Annotated in this window: 20 protein-coding genes; 9 read left to right on the forward strand and 11 right to left on the reverse strand. The window is 72.1% G+C overall.

Features of this window, described 5'->3' with window-relative positions:
- Window positions 1-56 precede the first annotated feature (56 nt).
- Window positions 57-479: an organic hydroperoxide resistance protein gene (locus tag ACFY0D_RS20170; RefSeq protein WP_202201684.1), complete on the forward strand. Its 423-nt coding sequence runs from the start codon at window positions 57-59 to the stop codon at window positions 477-479.
- Window positions 480-545: 66 nt separating this feature from the next.
- Window positions 546-1,346, forward strand: a complete 801-nt coding sequence (locus tag ACFY0D_RS20175; RefSeq protein WP_390799522.1) for an EI24 domain-containing protein — start codon at window positions 546-548, stop codon at window positions 1,344-1,346.
- 11 nt (window positions 1,347-1,357) lie between these two features.
- On the opposite strand, the gene ACFY0D_RS20180 is transcribed toward ACFY0D_RS20175, so the two are convergent.
- A complete protein-coding gene (locus tag ACFY0D_RS20180) occupies window positions 1,358-2,251 on the reverse strand; it encodes an NAD(P)-dependent oxidoreductase (protein ID WP_390799523.1) in 894 nt (297 codons plus the stop codon).
- A gap of 147 nt (window positions 2,252-2,398) precedes the next feature.
- Here ACFY0D_RS20180 and ACFY0D_RS20185 point away from each other — a divergent pair, with 147 nt between their 5' ends.
- A complete protein-coding gene (locus ACFY0D_RS20185) occupies window positions 2,399-2,683 on the forward strand; it encodes a winged helix-turn-helix transcriptional regulator (RefSeq protein ID WP_390799524.1) in 285 nt (94 codons plus the stop codon).
- A gap of 4 nt (window positions 2,684-2,687) precedes the next feature.
- Here the strand turns inward: ACFY0D_RS20185 and ACFY0D_RS20190 are convergent, their stop codons facing one another.
- On the reverse strand, window positions 2,688-3,410 hold the full coding sequence (locus tag ACFY0D_RS20190; protein WP_390799525.1) for a PaaI family thioesterase: 723 nt from the start codon (window positions 3,408-3,410) through the stop codon (window positions 2,688-2,690).
- 13 nt (window positions 3,411-3,423) lie between these two features.
- Complete coding sequence (locus ACFY0D_RS20195) at window positions 3,424-4,143, reverse strand: carbon-nitrogen hydrolase family protein (RefSeq protein WP_390799526.1); 720 nt, start codon at window positions 4,141-4,143, stop codon at window positions 3,424-3,426.
- A gap of 198 nt (window positions 4,144-4,341) precedes the next feature.
- Between ACFY0D_RS20195 and ACFY0D_RS20200 the strand changes: the two genes are divergently transcribed.
- On the forward strand, window positions 4,342-4,665 hold the full coding sequence (locus ACFY0D_RS20200) for a putative quinol monooxygenase (protein ID WP_390799527.1): 324 nt from the start codon (window positions 4,342-4,344) through the stop codon (window positions 4,663-4,665).
- 78 nt (window positions 4,666-4,743) lie between these two features.
- Here the strand turns inward: ACFY0D_RS20200 and ACFY0D_RS20205 are convergent, their stop codons facing one another.
- The gene (locus tag ACFY0D_RS20205) at window positions 4,744-5,319 is read right to left on the reverse strand and encodes a TetR/AcrR family transcriptional regulator (protein WP_351149307.1); all 576 of its coding nucleotides are present in this window, start codon (window positions 5,317-5,319) and stop codon (window positions 4,744-4,746) included.
- Window positions 5,320-5,479: 160 nt separating this feature from the next.
- Between ACFY0D_RS20205 and ACFY0D_RS20210 the strand changes: the two genes are divergently transcribed.
- Window positions 5,480-7,930 (forward strand): beta-glucosidase, encoded by a 2,451-nt coding sequence (locus ACFY0D_RS20210; protein ID WP_390799528.1) that lies wholly within the window; start codon window positions 5,480-5,482, stop codon window positions 7,928-7,930.
- 87 nt (window positions 7,931-8,017) lie between these two features.
- Here ACFY0D_RS20210 and ACFY0D_RS20215 read toward each other — a convergent pair whose 3' ends face one another.
- Window positions 8,018-8,917, reverse strand: a complete 900-nt coding sequence (locus ACFY0D_RS20215; RefSeq protein WP_390799529.1) for an SGNH/GDSL hydrolase family protein — start codon at window positions 8,915-8,917, stop codon at window positions 8,018-8,020.
- A 249-nt stretch (window positions 8,918-9,166) separates the two neighbouring features.
- Between ACFY0D_RS20215 and ACFY0D_RS20220 the strand changes: the two genes are divergently transcribed.
- Entirely contained in the window at window positions 9,167-9,661 is a 495-nt protein-coding gene (locus ACFY0D_RS20220; RefSeq protein ID WP_030160508.1) for a DUF3145 domain-containing protein, read from the forward strand.
- Window positions 9,662-9,762: 101 nt separating this feature from the next.
- Here the strand turns inward: ACFY0D_RS20220 and ACFY0D_RS20225 are convergent, their stop codons facing one another.
- From ACFY0D_RS20225 to ACFY0D_RS20245, 5 genes are all read right to left on the reverse strand, one after another.
- Complete coding sequence (locus ACFY0D_RS20225; RefSeq protein ID WP_390799530.1) at window positions 9,763-11,040, reverse strand: beta-ketoacyl-[acyl-carrier-protein] synthase family protein; 1,278 nt, start codon at window positions 11,038-11,040, stop codon at window positions 9,763-9,765.
- 79 nt (window positions 11,041-11,119) lie between these two features.
- Window positions 11,120-11,368: an acyl carrier protein gene (locus ACFY0D_RS20230; protein WP_030009997.1), complete on the reverse strand. Its 249-nt coding sequence runs from the start codon at window positions 11,366-11,368 to the stop codon at window positions 11,120-11,122.
- 57 nt (window positions 11,369-11,425) lie between these two features.
- On the reverse strand, window positions 11,426-12,430 hold the full coding sequence (locus ACFY0D_RS20235) for a ketoacyl-ACP synthase III (protein WP_327385631.1): 1,005 nt from the start codon (window positions 12,428-12,430) through the stop codon (window positions 11,426-11,428).
- Between the two features lie 19 nt (window positions 12,431-12,449).
- A complete protein-coding gene (locus ACFY0D_RS20240) occupies window positions 12,450-13,367 on the reverse strand; it encodes an ACP S-malonyltransferase (RefSeq protein WP_382540783.1) in 918 nt (305 codons plus the stop codon).
- Window positions 13,368-13,456: 89 nt separating this feature from the next.
- A complete protein-coding gene (locus ACFY0D_RS20245) occupies window positions 13,457-14,674 on the reverse strand; it encodes a CdaR family transcriptional regulator (protein WP_301371398.1) in 1,218 nt (405 codons plus the stop codon).
- A 92-nt stretch (window positions 14,675-14,766) separates the two neighbouring features.
- Here ACFY0D_RS20245 and ACFY0D_RS20250 point away from each other — a divergent pair, with 92 nt between their 5' ends.
- Window positions 14,767-15,435, forward strand: a complete 669-nt coding sequence (locus tag ACFY0D_RS20250) for a pirin family protein (RefSeq protein ID WP_390799531.1) — start codon at window positions 14,767-14,769, stop codon at window positions 15,433-15,435.
- Window positions 15,436-15,441: 6 nt separating this feature from the next.
- Here the strand turns inward: ACFY0D_RS20250 and ACFY0D_RS20255 are convergent, their stop codons facing one another.
- On the reverse strand, window positions 15,442-16,260 hold the full coding sequence (locus tag ACFY0D_RS20255) for a serine hydrolase domain-containing protein (RefSeq protein WP_390799579.1): 819 nt from the start codon (window positions 16,258-16,260) through the stop codon (window positions 15,442-15,444).
- A gap of 78 nt (window positions 16,261-16,338) precedes the next feature.
- Here ACFY0D_RS20255 and ACFY0D_RS20260 point away from each other — a divergent pair, with 78 nt between their 5' ends.
- Together ACFY0D_RS20260 and ACFY0D_RS20265 are read left to right on the forward strand one after the other, a co-directional pair.
- Window positions 16,339-16,737, forward strand: coding sequence for a MerR family transcriptional regulator (locus tag ACFY0D_RS20260; RefSeq protein ID WP_202201697.1), 399 nt, complete (start codon window positions 16,339-16,341; stop codon window positions 16,735-16,737).
- Entirely contained in the window at window positions 16,734-17,756 is a 1,023-nt protein-coding gene (locus ACFY0D_RS20265; RefSeq protein WP_390799532.1) for an aldo/keto reductase, read from the forward strand. Before ACFY0D_RS20260 ends, ACFY0D_RS20265 begins: the two co-directional genes overlap by 4 nt.
- Window positions 17,757-17,762 lie beyond the last annotated feature (6 nt).

Genomic DNA, 17,762 nt, shown 5'->3' on the forward strand with positions numbered 1-17,762 from the left:
CACACCGTCGTGATCGTGGGCGCGACTCACGGCGATTACCAGGAGGATTTTCCTTTATGTCCATCCAGCAGTCCGACGTCGCCTACACCGCTGTCGCCACCGCCGAGAACGGCCGCGACGGTCGCGTCGCCACCAACGACGGCCAGCTCGACGTCGTCGTGAACCCGCCGAAGGAGCTCGGTGGCAGTGGCGCCGGCACCAACCCGGAGCAGCTGTTCGCCGCCGGCTACAGCGCCTGCTTCCAGGGCGCCCTGGGCGTCGTCGCGAAGAACGTGAACGCCGACATCTCCGGCTCCACGGTCACCGCCGAGGTCGGCATCGGCAAGAACGACGACGGCTTCGGCCTGATCGTCAAGATCTCCGCCGTGATCCCGAACGTGGACGCCGCCACCGCCAAGGACCTCATCGAGAAGGCCCACGAGGTCTGCCCGTACTCCAAGGCGACCCGCGGCAACATCACCGTCGAGCTCGCCGTCTGATCCGGCGCTCGCAGCGCGAAGGCCGCACCCCGACCGGGGTGCGGCCTTCGCCGTAAACTGACCCCCATGCGTGATCTTGCGGGGGGCTTCCGGTATCTGCTGGCCGGACAGCGATGGGTGTTCCGCCACGGCCGGTGGCTGGGCTTCGGGCTGCTGCCCGGGCTCGTGGCGTTCGTCCTCTACGCGGGCGCCCTGATCGGGCTCGGCTACGGGGCCGACGACCTGACCGCCTGGGCCACCCCCTTCGCCGACGACTGGTCCTCGCCCTGGCTCCCGGTCTTCCGCGGCTTCCTGACCGCCCTGCTCTTCAGCCTCGGGCTGTTCCTCGCGGTGATCACCTTCACCGCCGTGACCCTGCTGATCGGCCAGCCGTTCTACGAGTCCCTCTCGGAGCAGGTCGACCGCAGCGAGGGCGGCGAGGTGCCGGAGTCGGGGCTCCCGCTCTGGCTGGAGCTGTGGGTCTCGGCCCGGGACAGCGTGAAGGTGCTCGTACGGGTGCTGCTGTACGGGATCCTGCTCTTCGCCCTCGGGTTCATCCCGGTGATCGGCCAGACGGTGATCCCGGTGCTCGGCTTCTGCGTCTCCGGGTACTTCCTGACCCAGGAGCTCACCGCCGTGGCCCTGCAGCGGCGCAAGGTGCAGCTGCCCGACCGGCTGGAGCTGATGCGCTCGCGGCGGATGCTGGTGCTGGGCTTCGGGGTGCCGCTGGTGCTGGCGTTCCTGGTGCCGCTGGTCGCGGTGTTCCTGATGCCGGGCGCGGTGGCCGGCGCCACGCTGATGGCCCGCGACCTCATGCGGACCGACGAGGCTCCGGCCGCCGAGACCACCCCCGCGGGTTTCGGACCGCCGCCGCCCGCGTACTCGTAGTCTCCGGCCGCCTACCGCTTCAGCAGCAGGATGGCCCCCGTCGTGTCCTCCCCGCCGTGCGCGGCCGGGTCCGCCGTCAGCCGGCGGCGCAGCAGGTCCACGTACGGGGTGATCAGCTCGGCGCTGACGCCCTGCTCCTCGGCGGTGCGCAGCATCGTGCCGCTGCCGGCGACCTGCATGGCCAGGCTGGACGCCACTCCCGAGGTGAAGTCCCGCGAGGTCAGCCGCTCGGCGGCGTTGCCGACGAAGAAGCCCATCGCGCCGAGCCACTCGGACAGCAGCGGAGCCAGGTCCTTCGGGGCGATGTCCTCGCCCTCGGTCAGCGCGTAGGCCTGCGACACGCCGGCGAACATCCCCCACATCGCGCTGAGCAGCGCCACGTCGTGCAGGGCCGCGTGCCCGGGGTTCTCGCCGACGAAGCGGGACCCGGCCGGGACCTCCAGGACCGCCCGGCGGCTTTCGAAGAGCGTGCGCGAGCCGCTGTAGAAGACGTACCCGCCGGCCTCGGGGACCCCGATCATCGTCGGTGTGGCCATGATGCCGCCGTCCAGGTACCGGGCGCCGCGCTCCTCGGCCCAGGTGGCGCGGGCGCGCGCCTCGGCCGGGGTGCCGGTGGTGAGGTTGACGAGGTCCTTGCCGGTCAGGTCGATGCCGTCCAGGGCGGAGCCGACACTGGCGTCGTCCAGCAGGCAGACCACGACCAGCGCGCTCGCGGCGACCGCGTCGGCGGCGGTCGCCGCGACGGAAGCCCCCTCGGCGGCCAGTGCCTCGGCCTTGGCGGGGGTGCGGTTCCAGACGGTCAGGGGGTGCCCGGCGGCGAGCCAGGTGCGGGCGAGGGCGGCGCCCATGTCGCCGAGGCCGAGGAGGGTGAGGGAGTGGCGCGGTGTGGTGTGGGTGTCGGTCATGACGTTTAGCCTGTTGGCAGGCGGCAGGGCGCTCAAGTACGCACTTTGGAGTGGGTGGTTACCCCAAGGTGAGCGAGCAGGTGGGGAGGGTGTGCGATGGCGGTGGCACGAAGGCCCGGTGCGGATCACTGTGGGATCGCCGCGGCGATGTCCGTGATCGACGGCAAGTGGAAGGTGTCGCTCCTGTGGGAGCTGGAGCAGCGCCCGCGCAGGTTCGGTGAACTGCGCAGGCTCGTACCCGGCGTCTCGGAGAAGGTGCTCGCCGCCCAGCTGCGCGAGCTGGAGACCGACGGCATCGTGCACCGCGAGGTCTACGAGGAGGTTCCGCCGCGCGTCGAGTACTCCCTGACCCCGCTGGGCCAGGACCTGAACGCGGCCCTGGCGCCCCTGGGGATGTGGGGCAGCAAGCACCTGCTGCCCGATTCTGCGTGAGGCCTTACCCGCGGGGTTCCACCCACAGCGCCTCGGCGACGGCGCACAGTTCGCCGTCGGCCGTGGCCAGGGCCGTGCCCACGGTGTACTTGCGGCCCGAGGACGACAGCATCCAGGCGTACGAGACGAGCCCCTCGCCCACCGGCACCGGCCGCAGCAGCCGGGCGCCGAGCGCGGCCGTGACCGCACCGGCCCGGCGGCCGTCGAGCAGCCGCCCGGCCGCGTTCCCGGGGCAGTCCAGCGCGCCCCACACCAGCTCGGGCGGCAGCAGTCCGTCCGCGCCACCGAGTTCGGGCGCGGGCGTCCAGGCCGTGGCGACCAGCTCGCGGCCCGGCACCGTACCGCAGTGCAGGCGCAGCCCGGTGGCGGGCGTCCGGTCCAGGCCGCAGCCGAAGCAGTCGGCCTGATCGTCCGGCGGGTCCGCCCGGAAGGCCTCGGCCGCGGCCACGGCCCGGTCCCAGGACGGGGCTTCGGGAGAGTCGGCGCGGGGTGCTTCGGCCGGGGTCGCCGCGGCCAGCAGCAGTTCGCCGTCCGTCAGCTCGCAGCCGCCGTCCGCGGTCGCGGCGAGCCGCACCGGCGCACCGGTCGGCACGGGCCGCCGGAAGTCCACCCGTACGTCCTTCGCCGCGGCCCGGGCGGCCAGCACGCCCGCCACGTAGCCGCCGAAGGCCACCCCCGGATATCCGTGGAGGCGTTCCGGAACCGTGATCGTCTCGAAGTCGCTCATGGCGCCCACCTCATCACACCGGGACCGTCGCGACCGAGGCCGTCACCACCGAGGGCGTACGGTCGTCGGCCTCGGCCAGGAGGGCGCCGCCCGGGCCCCACACGGCCGAGCGGCCGCAGCCGGTCCAGGGGCCCGCCGGGCCGACGTGGTTGGCGAGGACCACGTACAGGCCGTGCTCCTTCGCGATCCCGGGGTACACGGTGGCGCGCTCGTGGATCCCGTCGCCCGTGCCGTACAGGGAGCTCGCCAGGTGGACCCGGCAGCCGGCGGCGGCGCCCCGGCCGGGCAGTTCGGGGAAGTGGTTGTCGAAGCAGATGCCCAGACAGAAGCGGATCCCGCCGAGTTCGAACCGCCCGTCGCCCCGGCCCGGCTCGAAGACCTCCTGCTCGTGCCGGTACAGGTGCTGCTTCGCGTACGTCGTCACGTGCGCGCCGTCCGCGTCGTGGACCAGCGTGGCGATGGCGGGACGCGGGCCGCCGGTGGGCAGGGCGACGTTCACCGCGGTGGCGATCCCGGCGGAGCGCAGCGGATCCAGCCGGGGGTCGTCGGCGGCCGTCCACAGGCCCGGGTCGGCGGCCAGCGCGGCGAGCTCGTAGCCGGTGAGCGTGAGCTCGGGGAACACCACCAGTTCGGCGCCCTGTGCGCGGGCCGCGGCGGCCAGGTCCGCGGCCCGCGCGACGTTGGCCCGGACATCGGAGGGGGCGCAGGTCAGCTGCGCTGCGGCGATCTTCACGGGGTCAGGATGCCAGCCCGGCCGCGACCTCCCTCAGCAGGGCCGGGAAGGAGAGGGCGGCGGGATCAGGGAGACGCCGCGCCCGGCCGCACGCGCCCGGAACTCGCTGCCCGGGACCTCCGCGCCCTGCGCTCCTGACCCGGCCGGGGCCGGGGGAAGGTCGCCCGCGGTGTGGATCAACCTGCATAAAATGCCGGTGTGATCTTCATTGTGGTGAAATTCCCCGTCAAGCCCGAATACGTCGACGCGTGGCCCGACAAGGTCGCGCCGTTCACCCGCGCCACCCGCGCCGAACCCGGGAACCTGTGGTTCGAGTGGTCGCGCAGCCTGGAGGAGCCGGACACCTATGTGCTGGTAGAGGCCTTCCAGGACGACGCCGCCGAAGCGCACGTCACCTCCGAGCACTTCAGCGCCGCGCTGGAGACCATGCGGCCGATGGTGACCCGTACGCCCGAGATCGTCAGCACCACCATCGAGGGTGCGACCGGATGGAGCCGGATGGGCGAGCTCCGGATCGACTAGTGCCGTGACCGGAAGGGTTTGCCGGGTACCGGGCGTCGCGACCCGGTGAACCTTGCCGGTCATGGCACTGGGCACGACCTAGGATTCCGGGCCCCGCAGCAGGGTCAGGAAGGAGCGGAAGGCGGCGGGCATGTCCACCGATTCGGGGGCCAGCAGCCACTGGTACTGGAGGCCGTCCATGACCGCCGTCAGCAGCGGGGCCACCTGCTCGGGGGTGAGGCCGGAGGGGAGGCGGTCGCCGAACTCGGCGCGCAGCACCGCGGCCATCTCCGAGCGGACCTGGGCGTAGCGCTCGGTGAAGAACTCCCGGGCCGGGTGCCCGTCGGTGACGCTCTCGCCCAGCAGCGCCGAGAAGGTCTGCACGATGCCCGGGCGCATGGCGTTGTACTCGACCAGCGAGTCCAGCAGGTCCAGGCGCCAGGTGTCGGCGGCGGAGCGCGAGCCGCCGCCCGTGTCCCAGCGGTCGCGTTCCTCCAGCACCGCGACCAGCAGGGCCTCCTTGGTCGGGAAGTAGTGCAGGAGCCCCTGCTGGGTCAGGCCCACGCGTTCGGCGACGGTGGCCAGGGACGCGCCCCGGTAGCCGCGCTCCGCGATCACCTCGACGGCCGCGCGGACGATCTCCCCGCGGCGTTCCTCGCTCCTCGCCCGGACCATCGACCCGGCACCCCTTCCCGTTCACGCGCTGTGCCCTGCCCACAGGACCGTACGGCATCCAAATATCACGAACACATTACGAACCCTACCGTTCAACAGGTATCAGGTCCACGATGAGGGCACCGCACCGAGCAACCGCACTCAACGAGGAGGCACGGCCGTGACCGATGCCGATCAGGTCCGCGAACAGAGCCGCAACGACGCCGTCGAGGCGGCGCTGGGCAAACTGGACCTCGACACCAAGACCCGGCTCCTGGCCGGCCAGGACATGTGGTCCCTGCCCGCCGTCCCCGCGATCGGGCTGGAGTCCCTGGTCTTCTCCGACGGGCCCATCGGGGTCCGCGGCGTGCGCTGGACCGCCGACGACCCGTCCATCGCCCTGCCGTCCCCGACCGCGCTCGCCGCCGCATGGGACCCGGAGCTCGCCCGCCGCGCCGGCCGGCTCCTCGCCCAGGAGGCCCGCCGCAAGGGCGTGCACGTCCTCCTCGCGCCCACCGTCAACCTGCACCGCTCCCCGCTCGGCGGCCGGCACTTCGAGTGCTACTCCGAGGACCCGTACCTCACCGGCGCCGTCGGCTCCGGCTATGTGAAGGGCGTCCAGGACGGCGGCGTCGGCACCACCGTCAAGCACTTCGTCGGCAACGACGCCGAGACCGACCGGTTCACCGTCGACAGCGTCATCGCCCCGCGCCCGCTGCGCGAGCTGTACCTGGCGCCCTTCGAGGCGATCGTCGCCAATGCCCACCCCTGGGGCATCATGACCGCCTACAACCAGGTCAACGGCACGACCATGACCGAGCACCAGTACCTGGTGAACGAGGTCCTGCGCGCCGAATGGGGCTTCGACGGCTGCAACGTCTCCGACTGGATGGCCGCCCGCTCCACCGCCGGCGACATCCTGGGCGGCATGGACGTGGCCATGCCCGGCCCCACCACCGTCTACGGCCCCGCCCTCGCCGAGGCCGTCCGCGCCGGCGAGGTCCCCGAGTCCGCCGTGGACGACGCCGTGCGCAACGTCCTGCGCCTTGCCGCCCGCGTCGGTGTCCTGGAGGGCGCCCCCGCCGCCGTGGAGGGCGCCCCGGCCCCGATCGACGGCCAGGCGCTGGCCCGCGAGCTCGCCGCCCGCGGTTTCGTCCTGGTCCGCAACGAAGGGGCACTGCCGCTCGACGGGGCCGCCAGCCGCACCGTCGCCCTCTCCGGCGCCGCCGCCCGTGACGCCCGTGTCCTCGGCGGGGGCAGCGCCACCGTCTTCCCCGAGCGGATCGTCTCCCCGCTCGACGGCCTCACCGCCGCCCTCCCCGAAGGGGCCCTCACCTACACCGTCGGCGCCGACCCCTCCGACGAGCTCACCCCCGCCGGTCAGGGCTTCGAGCTCCACGCCGTCTGCCGCGACGCCTCCGGCGCCGTCCTCGGCGAGGGCGGGCTGCCCTCGGGCCAGGTCCAGTGGATCGGCGACGACCTGCCCGCGGGGGTCACGTACGAGACCATGGCGAGCATCGAGGTCCGCGGCACGTTCGTGCCGCGCGAGAGCGGCGAGCACGCCTTCGGCACCCGCGGACTCGGCGCCTTCGCCCTGGCCGTCGGCGGCGAGCAGATGTGGAGCGGCGTCCAGGAGATGGGCAACGAGGCCGACCCCTTCGAGGCCTTCTTCGGCGCCCCCAGCGAGCGCGCCCGCCTCACCCTCACCGAGGGCGAGCCCGTCGAGGTGTCACTGACCTTCCAGGTCCCCGACGTGTCCGCGCTGCCGCTCAGGGCGATCATGTTCTCGCTGCTCCACCTCGGCCCGCGGCGCGACGCCGACGAGCTGATCGCCGAGGCCGTGGCCGCCGCGCGCGAGGCCGAGACCGCCGTCGTGGTCGTCGCCACCACCGAGCGCGTGGAGTCCGAGGGCTTCGACCGGCAGGACCTCACCCTCCCCGGCCGCCAGGACGACCTGGTGCGCGCCGTCGCCGCCGTGAACCCGAACACGGTGGTCGTCGTCAACGCGGGCTCCCCGGTGGAGCTCCCGTGGCGCGAGGACGTGGCCGCCGTCCTGCTGACCTGGTTCCCCGGGCAGGAGGGCGGGGCCGCGCTGGCCGACGTACTCCTCGGCGACGCGGAACCGGGCGGGCGGCTTCCCACCACCTGGCCCGCGCGGTTCGCGGACGCGCCCGTCACCGAGGTCGTCCCCACCGACGGGCGACTGGAGTACCGCGAGGGGCTCTTCATCGGCTACCGGGCGTACGAGAAGCACGCCGTGACCCCCGCCTACGCCTTCGGGCACGGACTCGGCTACACCGACTGGACGTACGACTCCCTGGAGGTCACCGGCGACACGGTCCGGGTCCGCCTCACCAACACGGGCGCCCGCCCCGGCCGCGAGGTCGTCCAGGTCTACCTGGCGCCCGCGCACGACAGCGCGGAGCGCCCGGCGAGCTGGCTGGCCGCCTTCGCGGGCGTCACGGCGGGCCCCGGCGAGAGCGTCGAGACCGAGATCGCCCTGCCCGCCCGGGCCTTCGAGATCTGGGACGAGGAGGCCCGCGGCTGGCGGCGGATCGGCGGCACCTACGAGGTCCGCGCGAGCCACGCGCACGGTGACACCCGGCTGACCGCGACGCTCGACATCGCGTGACACGCCGTATGGCCGGAAATCACCCCTGAAAACCGGTCCGGGGGCGGGCCCTGACCCCCGGCCCCGGACCCGCCGCGTGCCGGGGCGTCAACGCGGCGGTTCGGCCGCCGTCACCTGGCGGTGCGCCAGTTCCGCCAGCCGCGCCTGCCCGTCCTTGCCCGGATGGAACCAGTCCCAGCGGCTCAACTGATCCGCCGCGAAGGGGTACTGGAACACGGCGCCGCCGTCGTAGCGGCACAGCGCGTCCTTCGCGCAGACCTCGCGCAGCACCTCGTTGTACTCCACCACCCGCGCCCGCACCTGCTCGCGCCGGGCGGTCGCCCCCGAGGCCGCCGACAGCGGATCGGCGAGCATGGACTGACAGATCCCCAGCTTCCAGACCTGCCGCACCATCGGGAGGTCCTTGCCCTGCTCCCACAGCCGCTGCAGGTCCGGCACGCTGGAGACGTACACCTGGGAGGCGGGGGACGCGGTCCGCAGGCCCGCGAGGGCCTGCTCGAAACCGGACCGGAACTCCGTCACCGGCGTCATCGACGAAGCCGTGGGCCGGCAGGCGTCGTTCGAGCCCACCATGACCGTGACCAGGTCGGGCTTGTGCGCGGCGGCCCCCGCCAGCTGAGCCGGCAGGTCCGCCATCCGCGAGCCGGTCACCGCGTAGTTCCAGCTCCGGGCGGGCACCTCGGCGTCCCCGAGCAGCCGGGCGGCGAGGGAGCGGACCGCGGGGTCGTTCCCGGTGGCCCAGGAGACCTCCGGGCAGTCGGCCAGAACCGAACAGGCGTCGAAACCGCGCGTGATGGAGTCGCCCACGGCCGCGATCGAGGCGGGTGCCGTGTTCCAGCGCGGTGCGCCCTGCGCCCCGCTCTCCCCGCCCTGCCCGCCCGACCCGCCCGAGCTGCACCCGGTGGCCGCCCCGGCCAGCAGGACGACCGCCGCGCCCGCGCCCGCGAGGGTCCGGCGCGCGCGGCGGCGCGGAGCGGTGGTGCGCATGGGAAGGGGCCCTCCTTGTCGTCCCCACATCGTTCGGGGGGTCCTGCTGAGTGAAAGCTCTGTGTTTACGGGTCTTGGAGCGACCGTACGTCACACCATGACCCCTGGCGCACGGTAGCTTTTTCCCGTGGCGTTTCGGCCGCAGGTCCCGTAGCGCAATGTCAAATAATTTCCGTTACATTACATCACGTCACATACTGTCCGTTTTCTGGAGTTTATTCCCGACCTCGTCCCACACTGGAGGTCCCGGTGACGACACGTGGAGTTCTGTACGTGCATTCCGCACCGCGCGCGCTCTGCCCGCATGTGGAATGGGCTGTTGCGGGCGTGCTCGGGGTGCGGGTGAACCTCGACTGGATCAGACAGCCCGCCTCCCCGGGCACCTGGAGAGCCGAGTTCTCCTGGCAGGCCGAAGCGGGCACCGCCTCGAAACTCGCCTCCGCGCTGCGCGGCTGGCACCTGCTGCGCTTCGAGGTGACCGCGGAACCGTGCCCGACCGCCGAGGGCGAGCGCTACAGCTCCACCCCGGAGCTCGGCATCTTCCACGCCGTCACCGGCATGCACGGCGACATCCTGATCCCCGAGGACCGGCTGCGCGCCGCCCTCGCCCGCTCCGCGCGCGGCGAGACCGACCTGGAGGCGGAGATCGCCAAGCTGCTGGGCAAGCCGTGGGACGACGAACTGGAGCCCTTCCGCTACGCGGGCGAGGGTGCCCCGGTCCGCTGGCTCCACCAGGTGGTCTGAGCCCGCTGCAGGCCCGCGGCGGTTACGCAGAAGGCACGCAATGGGCACGCAGAAGGCCCACCCGGATGCACCGGGTGGGCCTTTCGCGTAGCTCGGACGTACTAGACCGTGCGGAATGCCAGGGTCACGTTGTGGCCGCCGAAGCCGAAGGAGTTGTTGATCGCGGAGATCGGGCCGTCGGCCGGCAGCTTGCGCGGCTCGCCGACGACGATGTCCGCGTCGATGTCCTCGTCGAGGTTGTCGATGTTGATCGTCGGCGGGGCCAGCCGGTTGTACAGCGCCAGCACGGTCGCGACGGTCTCGATACCGCCCGCGCCACCCAGCAGGTGACCCGTCATCGACTTGGTCGCGGAGATCGCGATGTGGTCGAGGTCGTCGCCCAGCACCTTGCGCAGGGCCTTCAGCTCGGCCGTGTCACCCTGCGGGGTGGACGTGGCGTGCGCGTTCAGGTGGACCAGCTCGGCCGGGTCGAGACCCGTGTTGTCGAGCAGGTTCTGCACCGCGGCCGCGACACCGCGGCCGGTCGGCTCCGGCTGCGCGATGTGGTGGCTGTCCGCGGACAGACCCTGGCCCAGCACCTCGCAGTAGACCCGGGCACCGCGCGCGGCGGCGTGCTCGGCGGACTCCAGGACGACGACGCCCGCGCCCTCGCCCAGTACGAAGCCGTCACGGGCCTTGTCGTACGGGCGGGAGGCCTGCTCGGGGTTCTCGTTGTTCTTGGACATCGCCATCATGTTGGCGAACGCGGCGATCGGCAGCGGGTGGATCGCCGCCTCGGTGCCGCCCGCGACGACCACGTCGGCGCGGCCGGAACGGATCATCTCGACGGCGTAGCCGATGGCCTCGGCGCCGGACGCGCAGGCGCTGACCGGAGTGTGCACGCCCGCCTGGGCGTTGACCTCCAGGCCGACGTTGGCCGACGGGCCGTTCGGCATGAGCATGGGGACGGTGTGCGGGGAGACCCGGCGCACACCCTTGTCCTTCAGGACGTCGTACTGGTCGAGCAGGGTGGTGACACCGCCGATGCCGGAGGCGATCACGGTGCCCAGACGCTCGGGCGCGATGAAGGCGCCCTCTTCCGTCTCCTCGCCGGCCGGGGTCGTGTAACCGGCGTCGGCCCATGCCTCACGGGCCGCGATGATGGCGAACTGCGCCGAGCGGTCCAGCTTGCGGGCCAGCGGCCGGGGCAGGACCTCACTCGGGTCGACGGCGGCCCGAGCGGCGATGCGTACCGGGAGTTCGGCGAAGCGCTCGCCCTCCAGGGGCTTCACGCCGGAACGGCCGGCAAGCAGACCTTCCCAGGTCGAAGCGCTGTCGCCACCCAGCGGAGTGGTTGCGCCGATACCGGTGACGACCACGGTGCGATTGGTCGGGCTCACAGGAATTCTTTCTCCACGTCTCAGGGGGTGCTGAATTGTCACGGCGCCACCGCCAGGTGGCGACAAACGCTCGTCAGGCTCAGGCCTGGTGCTTCAGGATGTAGTCAGCGGCGTCGCCGACCGTCTTGAGGTTCTTGACGTCCTCGTCCGGGATCTTGACGTCGAAGCGCTCTTCGGCGGCGACGACGACCTCGACCATGGAGAGCGAGTCGACGTCCAGGTCGTCGGTGAAGGACTTCTCGATCGCGACGTCCTCGGTGGGGATACCGGCGATCTCGTTGACGATCTCCGCGAGACCCTCGACGATCTCTTCCTGCGTGGCGGCCATGTGGCGCTCCTTCTATAGCTAACTGAGGTGGAACAGGGCGGGATGTGGATCCCGGCCCTAGGGGAGGGTAACGACCGTCGCGGCGTAGACGAGCCCCGCCCCGAAGCCGATGACGAGCGCGGTGTCGCCGCTCTTCGCCGCTCCGGTCGCCAGGAGCCGCTCCATAGCGAGCGGAATCGAGGCGGCCGACGTGTTGCCGGTGGTCTCCACGTCACGGGCGACCGTGACGTGCTCCGGCAGCTTCAGAGTCTTCACCATCGAGTCGATGATCCGCATGTTCGCCTGGTGCGGAATGAAGACGTCCAGGTCGTCTGCGGTGATCCCGGCCGCGTCGAGCGCCTGCTGGGCCACCTTGGCCATCTCGAAGACGGCCCAGCGGAAGACCGCCTGACCCTCCTGGGTGATGGCCGGAAACTTCTCGCCGCCGTCCTTGCCGAGGTACTCGTCCCACGGCACGGTCTGCTTGATCGTCTCGGACTTGTCGCCCTCGGAACCCCACACCGTGGGGCCGATGGCCGGCTCGTCCGAGGGACCGACGACCACGGCGCCGGCGCCGTCACCGAACAGGAAGGCCGTCGCGCGGTCCTCCAGGTCGGTCAGGTCCGAGAGCCGCTCCACGCCGATGACGAGGACGTACTCCGCGGAACCTTCCACCACCAGGCCCTTGGCCAGGGTCAGGCCGTAGCCGAACCCGGCACAGCCGGCGGAGATGTCGAAGGCGGCGGGCTTGCCCGCGCCGATCCGGTGCGCGATCTCGGTCGCGACGGCCGGGGTCTGCTTGAAGTGCGAGACCGTCGAGACGATCACGGCACCGATCTGCTCCGGGGCGACACCGGCGTCGGCCAGCGCCTTCCCCGAGGCCTCCACCGACATCGCGGAGACGGTCTCCTGGGGCGAGGCCCAGTGCCGGGTCGCGATGCCGGAGCGGGAGCGGATCCACTCGTCGGACGAGTCGATGGTCTCGAGGATGACCTCGTTGGGCACCACACGGATCGGGCGGTAGCCGCCGACACCGAGGATGCGGGCGTAAGGGGAGCCCTTGGCCGGCTTGATCTTGGACATGCTGTGTGGGCTCCTTCTCTCAGGCCGTCAGTTCGGCGATGAGCGCCGCGGCCTTGTCGAGATCGTCCGGGGTCTTCAGCGCCACGCTCGGTACGCCCTTCAGCGCGCGCTTGGCCAGACCCGTCAGGGTGCCACCGGGGCTGAGCTCGATGATTCCCGTGACGCCCAGTTCGGCGAACGTCTCCATGCACAGGTCCCAGCGGACCGGGTTGGCGACCTGACCGACCAGGCGGGCGACGACATCGGCGCCCGTGGTGACGACAAGGCCGTCCTTGTTCGAGACGTACTTCAGCGCCGGGTCCGCCGGGGTGAGGGCCTCGGCGGCCTTCTCCAGCGTGGCGACCGCGGGGGCCATGTGGTGCGTGTGGAACGCGCCCGCGACCTTGAGGGCGACGACCTTCATGGAGCCTTCGGGCTTGTCGGCCTCCAGAGCGGCGATCTGCTCCATCGTGCCGGCGGCCACGATCTGACCCGCGCCGTTGATGTTCGCGGGCGTCAGGCCCAGCTTCTCCAGGTGTGCGACGACCACGTCGGGGTCACCGCCGAGGACCGCGGCCATGCCGGTCTCGGTGACGGCGGCGGCCTCGGCCATACCCAGACCGCGGGTCCGGACGAACGACAGCGCGTCGGCCTCGGACAGCACGCCGGCGTAGGCGGCGGCGGTGATCTCACCGACGCTGTGGCCCGCGACGGCGCCGAAGGCGGCCGGGGAACCGAGCGCGGACGCGGACAGCAGGCCCGCGGCGACCAGCAGGGGCTGGGCCACGGCCGTGTCGCGGATCGCGTCGGCATCTGCGTTCGTGCCGTAGTGGGCAAGGTCGAGCTCGATGGCGTCCGACCACGCGGCGACGCGGTCAGCGGCACCGGGAAGTTCGAGCCAGGGAGTCAAGAAGCCGGGCGTCTGAGCGCCTTGGCCGGGAGCGACGAGTACGAGCACCCTCACACTCTCTCTTGTGGATGGTCCCTGCCGCCCGTGGGGACAGGGACGAAGAACCGTCGGGGTAATTGTTGATGTCCGACAAAAGTCTAGGACTGGGGGTCGCCGTCGGCCAGACGCCCGAGAATCAGGGCGATTCGCAGCGTGAACGCCGAGCGGACATCAGAAGGAGACCATCCGGTGACGTCGGTCACACGTCGCAGCCGGTAGCGCACCGTGTTGGGGTGCACGAACAGCATCCGCGCCGCCCCTTCCAGGCTGCTCGCCTGCTCCAGGTAGACGCTCAGGGTCTCCAGCAGTGCGGACCCCGCCTCCTCCAGCGGTCTGTAGATCTCCTCCACCAGCTGATCCCTGGCGGCGGGATCGGAGGCGATGGCACGTTCCGGCAGGAGATCGTCCGCCAGGACCGGCCGAGGGGCATCCTGCCAGGCCGTGCACGCTTTCAGCCCGGCCGCCGCGGCCTGCGCCGATTTCGTCGCGTTCAGCAGGTCGGACACCACCGGTCCGGCCACCACCGGACCCGCCGCGAACGGTCCGATCAGCGACTTGGCCACCTGGATCGGGTTGTCGCTGCCGCCCGCGATGACGACCAGCCGGTCCCCGAGCACGCCCGTGAGGACCTGGAGCTTGTGGTGACGGGCCGCGCGCCGGATCGCCTCGACCGTCAGCTCGCTGTCGCCTTCCGGCGCGGTGCCGAGCACCACGCACACGTGCTCCGGCGAGTTCCAGCCCAGCGCCGCCGCCCGCGACAGCGCACCCTCGTCCGCCTCGCCGGACAGCACCGCGTTGACGACCAGGGACTCCAGCCGGGCGTCCCAGGCCCCGCGCGCCTCGGCGGCCTGCGCGTACACCTGGGCGGTCGCGAAGGCGATCTCCCGGGCGTACACGAGCAGCGCCTCGCGCAGGATCGACTCGTCGCCCGGGGCCGCCACCTCCTCGATCGCGGACTCCATGACCTCGATCGTCGTGCGGACCATCTCGACGGTCTGGCGCAGGGTGATCGCCCGGGTCAGCTCGCGCGGAGCCGTCCCGAAGACATCGGTGGAGATGGCCTGCGGTGTCTCCGGGTGCCTGAACCACTCCGTGAACGCGGCGATGCCGGCCTGGGCGACCAGGCCGATCCAGGACCGGTTCTCGGGCGGCATGGCCCGGTACCACGGCAGGGTCTCGTCCATGCGCGCGATCGCGTTGGCGGCCAGCCGGCCCGCGGACTTCTCCAGTCGGCGGAGGGTCGCGGTGTGCGGATGGGCGGGAGCGGGATGCGCGGCATGTGTGGCGGGCGAATGCTCACGTTCGGGTTGGGGCACGTGACAAGACTGCCTTATCGGGACGGGTACGCGGAGTCCGGTCCCGCCCGCGGCCCGCGCCCCGGTCCGCGCCGGGGTCTACCGTGGCGTCCATGATTGATGTTCGCCCCGGCGCCGACCGGTACGAGGGCGGGGACCCGGCCGCCGGGATCACCACCCGGCACGCCTTCTCCTTCGGCGCCTTCTACGACCCGGACAATCTGCGCTTCGGGCCGGTGCTCGCCTGCAACGAGGAGACCCTCGCGCCGGGCGCCGGCTTCGACGAGCACCCGCACAGCCACACCGAGATCGTGACCTGGGTGATCGAGGGCGAGCTCACCCACCAGGACAGCACCGGCGAGAAGAGCGTGGTGCGGCCCGGGGACGTACAGCGGTTCAGCGCCGGATCCGGGGCGCGGCACGTGGAGCGCAACGACGGCGCCGGGCGGCTGCGTTTCGTACAGATGTGGCTCTCGCCCCTCGCCGCGGGCGGCGAGCCCTCGTACGGGGTCGTCCGCGGGATCACCGGCACCGCGCCCTACGAGGTCCCCGGGGCCGGCGCCGTCCTGCACGTCCGGCGGCCCGGCGCGGGCGAGCGCGTCGCCGTACCCGCGGCCGACCGGGTGTACCTGCATGTGGTGCGCGGGGACGTGCGCCTGGACGGGGCGGAGCTGGGCCCCGGGGATTCGGTACGGATCACCGCCGAACGGGACCTGGAGGTCGTCGCCGGGTCCCCGGGGGAGCTGCTGATCTGGGAGTTCCCCGACCGGTCCGGTGACTAGGCCGGCCTAGCGGGAGCGCAGCTCGGCCAGTACCGCGTCGGTGAACGGGGTCCAGGCCTCGGCCGCCCACGGGCCGAAGGCGCGGTCGGTCAGGGCCACGCACGCGGCGCGCGCGTCCGGGTCCACCCACAGGAAGGTGCCCGCCTGGCCGAAGTGGCCGAAGGTGCGCGGCGAGGAGGAAACGCCCGTCCAGTGCGGGGACTTGTGGTCGCGGATCTCCAGGCCGAGGCCCCAGTCGTTGGGGGACTGGTGCCCGTAGCCCGGCAGGACGCCCTTGAGCCCGGGGTGGACCACGGAGGTGGCCTCGGCGACCGTACGGACGTCCAGCAGCCGCGGCGCCTGCAGCTCGGCGGCGAACCGCAGCAGGTCGGCGACGGTCGAGACGCCGTCCTTGGCGGGCGAGCCCTCCAGGGTGGTCCGCTCCATGCCCAGCGGCTCGAAGACCGCCTGGTGCAGGTACTCCGCGAAGGGGATGCCGGTGGCCTTGGCGATGTGGTCGCCGAGCTCCTCGAAACCGGCGTTCGAGTACAGCCGGCGCTGCCCGGGCGGGGCCGACACCCGGTGCTCGTCGAAGGCCAGGCCGCTGGTGTGCGCGAGCAGGTGACGGACCGTCGACCCCTCGGGCCCGGCCGGCTCGTCCAGCTCGATCGCCCCCTCCTCGTACGCGACGAGGGCGGCGTACGCGGCAAGCGGCTTGGTGACCGACGCCAGAGCGAACCGGTGGTCGACGGGCCCGTGGGAGCCCGCCAGGCTCCCGTCGGCCCGTACGACGGCCGCCGCCGCGGTCGGCACCGGCCAGGTCTCGATGATTCGCAGGCTTTCCATGCCGTTCCCGTCCTCCACGCTGTCCATGTCGCCGAGCCTACTTGCCTGGAGTGCACTCAAGGGTTTTAGCGTGGAGTCATGAGCCAGAGCCTGACGCAGACGCGGTACACGATCAGCGAGGTCGAGGCCCGGACCGGTCTGACCCAGCACACCCTGCGCTGGTACGAGCGGATCGGCCTGATGCCGCACGTGGACCGCTCCCACTCGGGGCAGCGGCGCTTCACCGACAAGGACCTCGACTGGCTGGCCTTCGTGGGCAAGCTGCGGGCCACGGGGATGTCGGTGGCGGACATGGTGCGGTACGCCGAACTGGTCCGCGAGGGCGAGCACACGGTGGGGGAACGCCGGGAGCTGCTGGAACGCACGCGCCGCGAGGTGCGCTCGCGGATCACGGAGCTCACGGACGCGCTCGCCGTACTGGACTACAAGATCGATATGTACGCCATGAAAACGGTATCGGGGAAGGCACAGCAATGACGGAGCACGGCACCACCCTCGAACAGGTCGAGCTCGGCAAGGGCGGCCCGCTGGTCGGCGTCCAGGGGCTCGGCTGCATGGGCATGAGCGAGTTCTACGGGGACACCGACGAGGCGGCGGCCCGGGAGACCCTGGACGCGGCGCTGGCCGCCGGGGTCACGCTCTTCGACACCGCGGACGTCTACGGGCGGGGGCGCAACGAGGAGTTCCTGGCGCCCTTCGTGGCCGCCCACCGGGACGAGATCACCCTGGCGACGAAGTTCGCCATAGAGCGCACCGACGACCCGCAGTACCGGGGCATCCGCAACGACCGCGGCTACGTCCGCGCGGCCGTGGAGGCCAGCCTGCGCCGGCTCGGCGTGGACGTCATCGACCTGTACTACATGCACCGGCGCGACCCGGCCGTGCCGTTCGCCGAGTCCGTCGCCGCCATGGCGGAGCTGGTGCAGGAGGGCAAGGTCCGCCACCTGGGCCTCAGCGAGGTCACCGGCGCGGAGCTGCGCGAGGCGCACGCCGTGCACCCGATCGCGGCGCTCCAGTCGGAGTGGTCGCTGTTCAGCCGGGACGTGGAGCGCAGCGCGGTCGGCGCGGCGGCGGAGCTGGGTGTGGCGTTCGTGCCGTACTCCCCGCTCGGCCGGGGCTTCCTGACCGGGTCCTTCGCGGACGCGTCCGCGGAGCTGTCGCAGGACGATTTCCGCCGCTACCAGCCGCGCTTCAACGGCGACAACGCCAAGGCCAACGCGGAGCTGCTGGTCCCGGTCCGGGAGATCGCCGCGCAGCGCGGTGCGACCCCGGCGCAGATCGCCCTGGCCTGGGTGCAGCAGCGGGCGAAGGTGCACGGGCTGACCGTGGTCCCGATCCCGGGCACCCGCAAGCCCGGACGGCTGCGCGAGAACACCGGGGCGACCCGGATCACCCTCACCCAGGCCGAGCTGGACCTGCTGGAGCCGATCGCCGCGCAGGTCGCCGGGAACCGCTACCCGGACATGAGCTTCACCTCGGCGGCGCGGGAGGCCTGAACCGCC

The sequence above is a fragment of the Streptomyces sp. NPDC001502 genome, assembly GCF_042894785.1.
GTDB lineage: Bacteria > Actinomycetota > Actinomycetes > Streptomycetales > Streptomycetaceae > Streptomyces > Streptomyces kutzneri.

Bases quoted from the DNA above. Each gene is read 5' to 3' on its own strand.
- ACFY0D_RS20215 (WP_390799529.1), bottom strand. From the start codon at position 8,917: ATGCGCACCACCGCTCCGCGCCGCCGCGCGCGCCGGACCCTCGCGGGC.
- ACFY0D_RS20255 (WP_390799579.1), bottom strand. From the start codon at position 16,260: ATGGAAAGCCTGCGAATCATCGAGACCTGGCCGGTGCCGACCGCGGCG.
- ACFY0D_RS20235 (WP_327385631.1), bottom strand. From the start codon at position 12,430: ATGTCCAAGATCAAGCCGGCCAAGGGCTCCCCTTACGCCCGCATCCTC.
- ACFY0D_RS20260 (WP_202201697.1), top strand. From the start codon at position 16,339: ATGAGCCAGAGCCTGACGCAGACGCGGTACACGATCAGCGAGGTCGAG.
- ACFY0D_RS20185 (WP_390799524.1), top strand. From the start codon at position 2,399: ATGTCCGTGATCGACGGCAAGTGGAAGGTGTCGCTCCTGTGGGAGCTG.
- ACFY0D_RS20170 (WP_202201684.1), top strand. From the start codon at position 57: ATGTCCATCCAGCAGTCCGACGTCGCCTACACCGCTGTCGCCACCGCC.
- ACFY0D_RS20175 (WP_390799522.1), top strand. From the start codon at position 546: ATGCGTGATCTTGCGGGGGGCTTCCGGTATCTGCTGGCCGGACAGCGA.
- ACFY0D_RS20180 (WP_390799523.1), bottom strand. From the start codon at position 2,251: ATGACCGACACCCACACCACACCGCGCCACTCCCTCACCCTCCTCGGC.
- ACFY0D_RS20250 (WP_390799531.1), top strand. From the start codon at position 14,767: ATGATTGATGTTCGCCCCGGCGCCGACCGGTACGAGGGCGGGGACCCG.
- ACFY0D_RS20265 (WP_390799532.1), top strand. From the start codon at position 16,734: ATGACGGAGCACGGCACCACCCTCGAACAGGTCGAGCTCGGCAAGGGC.
- ACFY0D_RS20190 (WP_390799525.1), bottom strand. From the start codon at position 3,410: ATGAGCGACTTCGAGACGATCACGGTTCCGGAACGCCTCCACGGATAT.
- ACFY0D_RS20205 (WP_351149307.1), bottom strand. From the start codon at position 5,319: ATGGTCCGGGCGAGGAGCGAGGAACGCCGCGGGGAGATCGTCCGCGCG.
- ACFY0D_RS20230 (WP_030009997.1), bottom strand. From the start codon at position 11,368: ATGGCCGCCACGCAGGAAGAGATCGTCGAGGGTCTCGCGGAGATCGTC.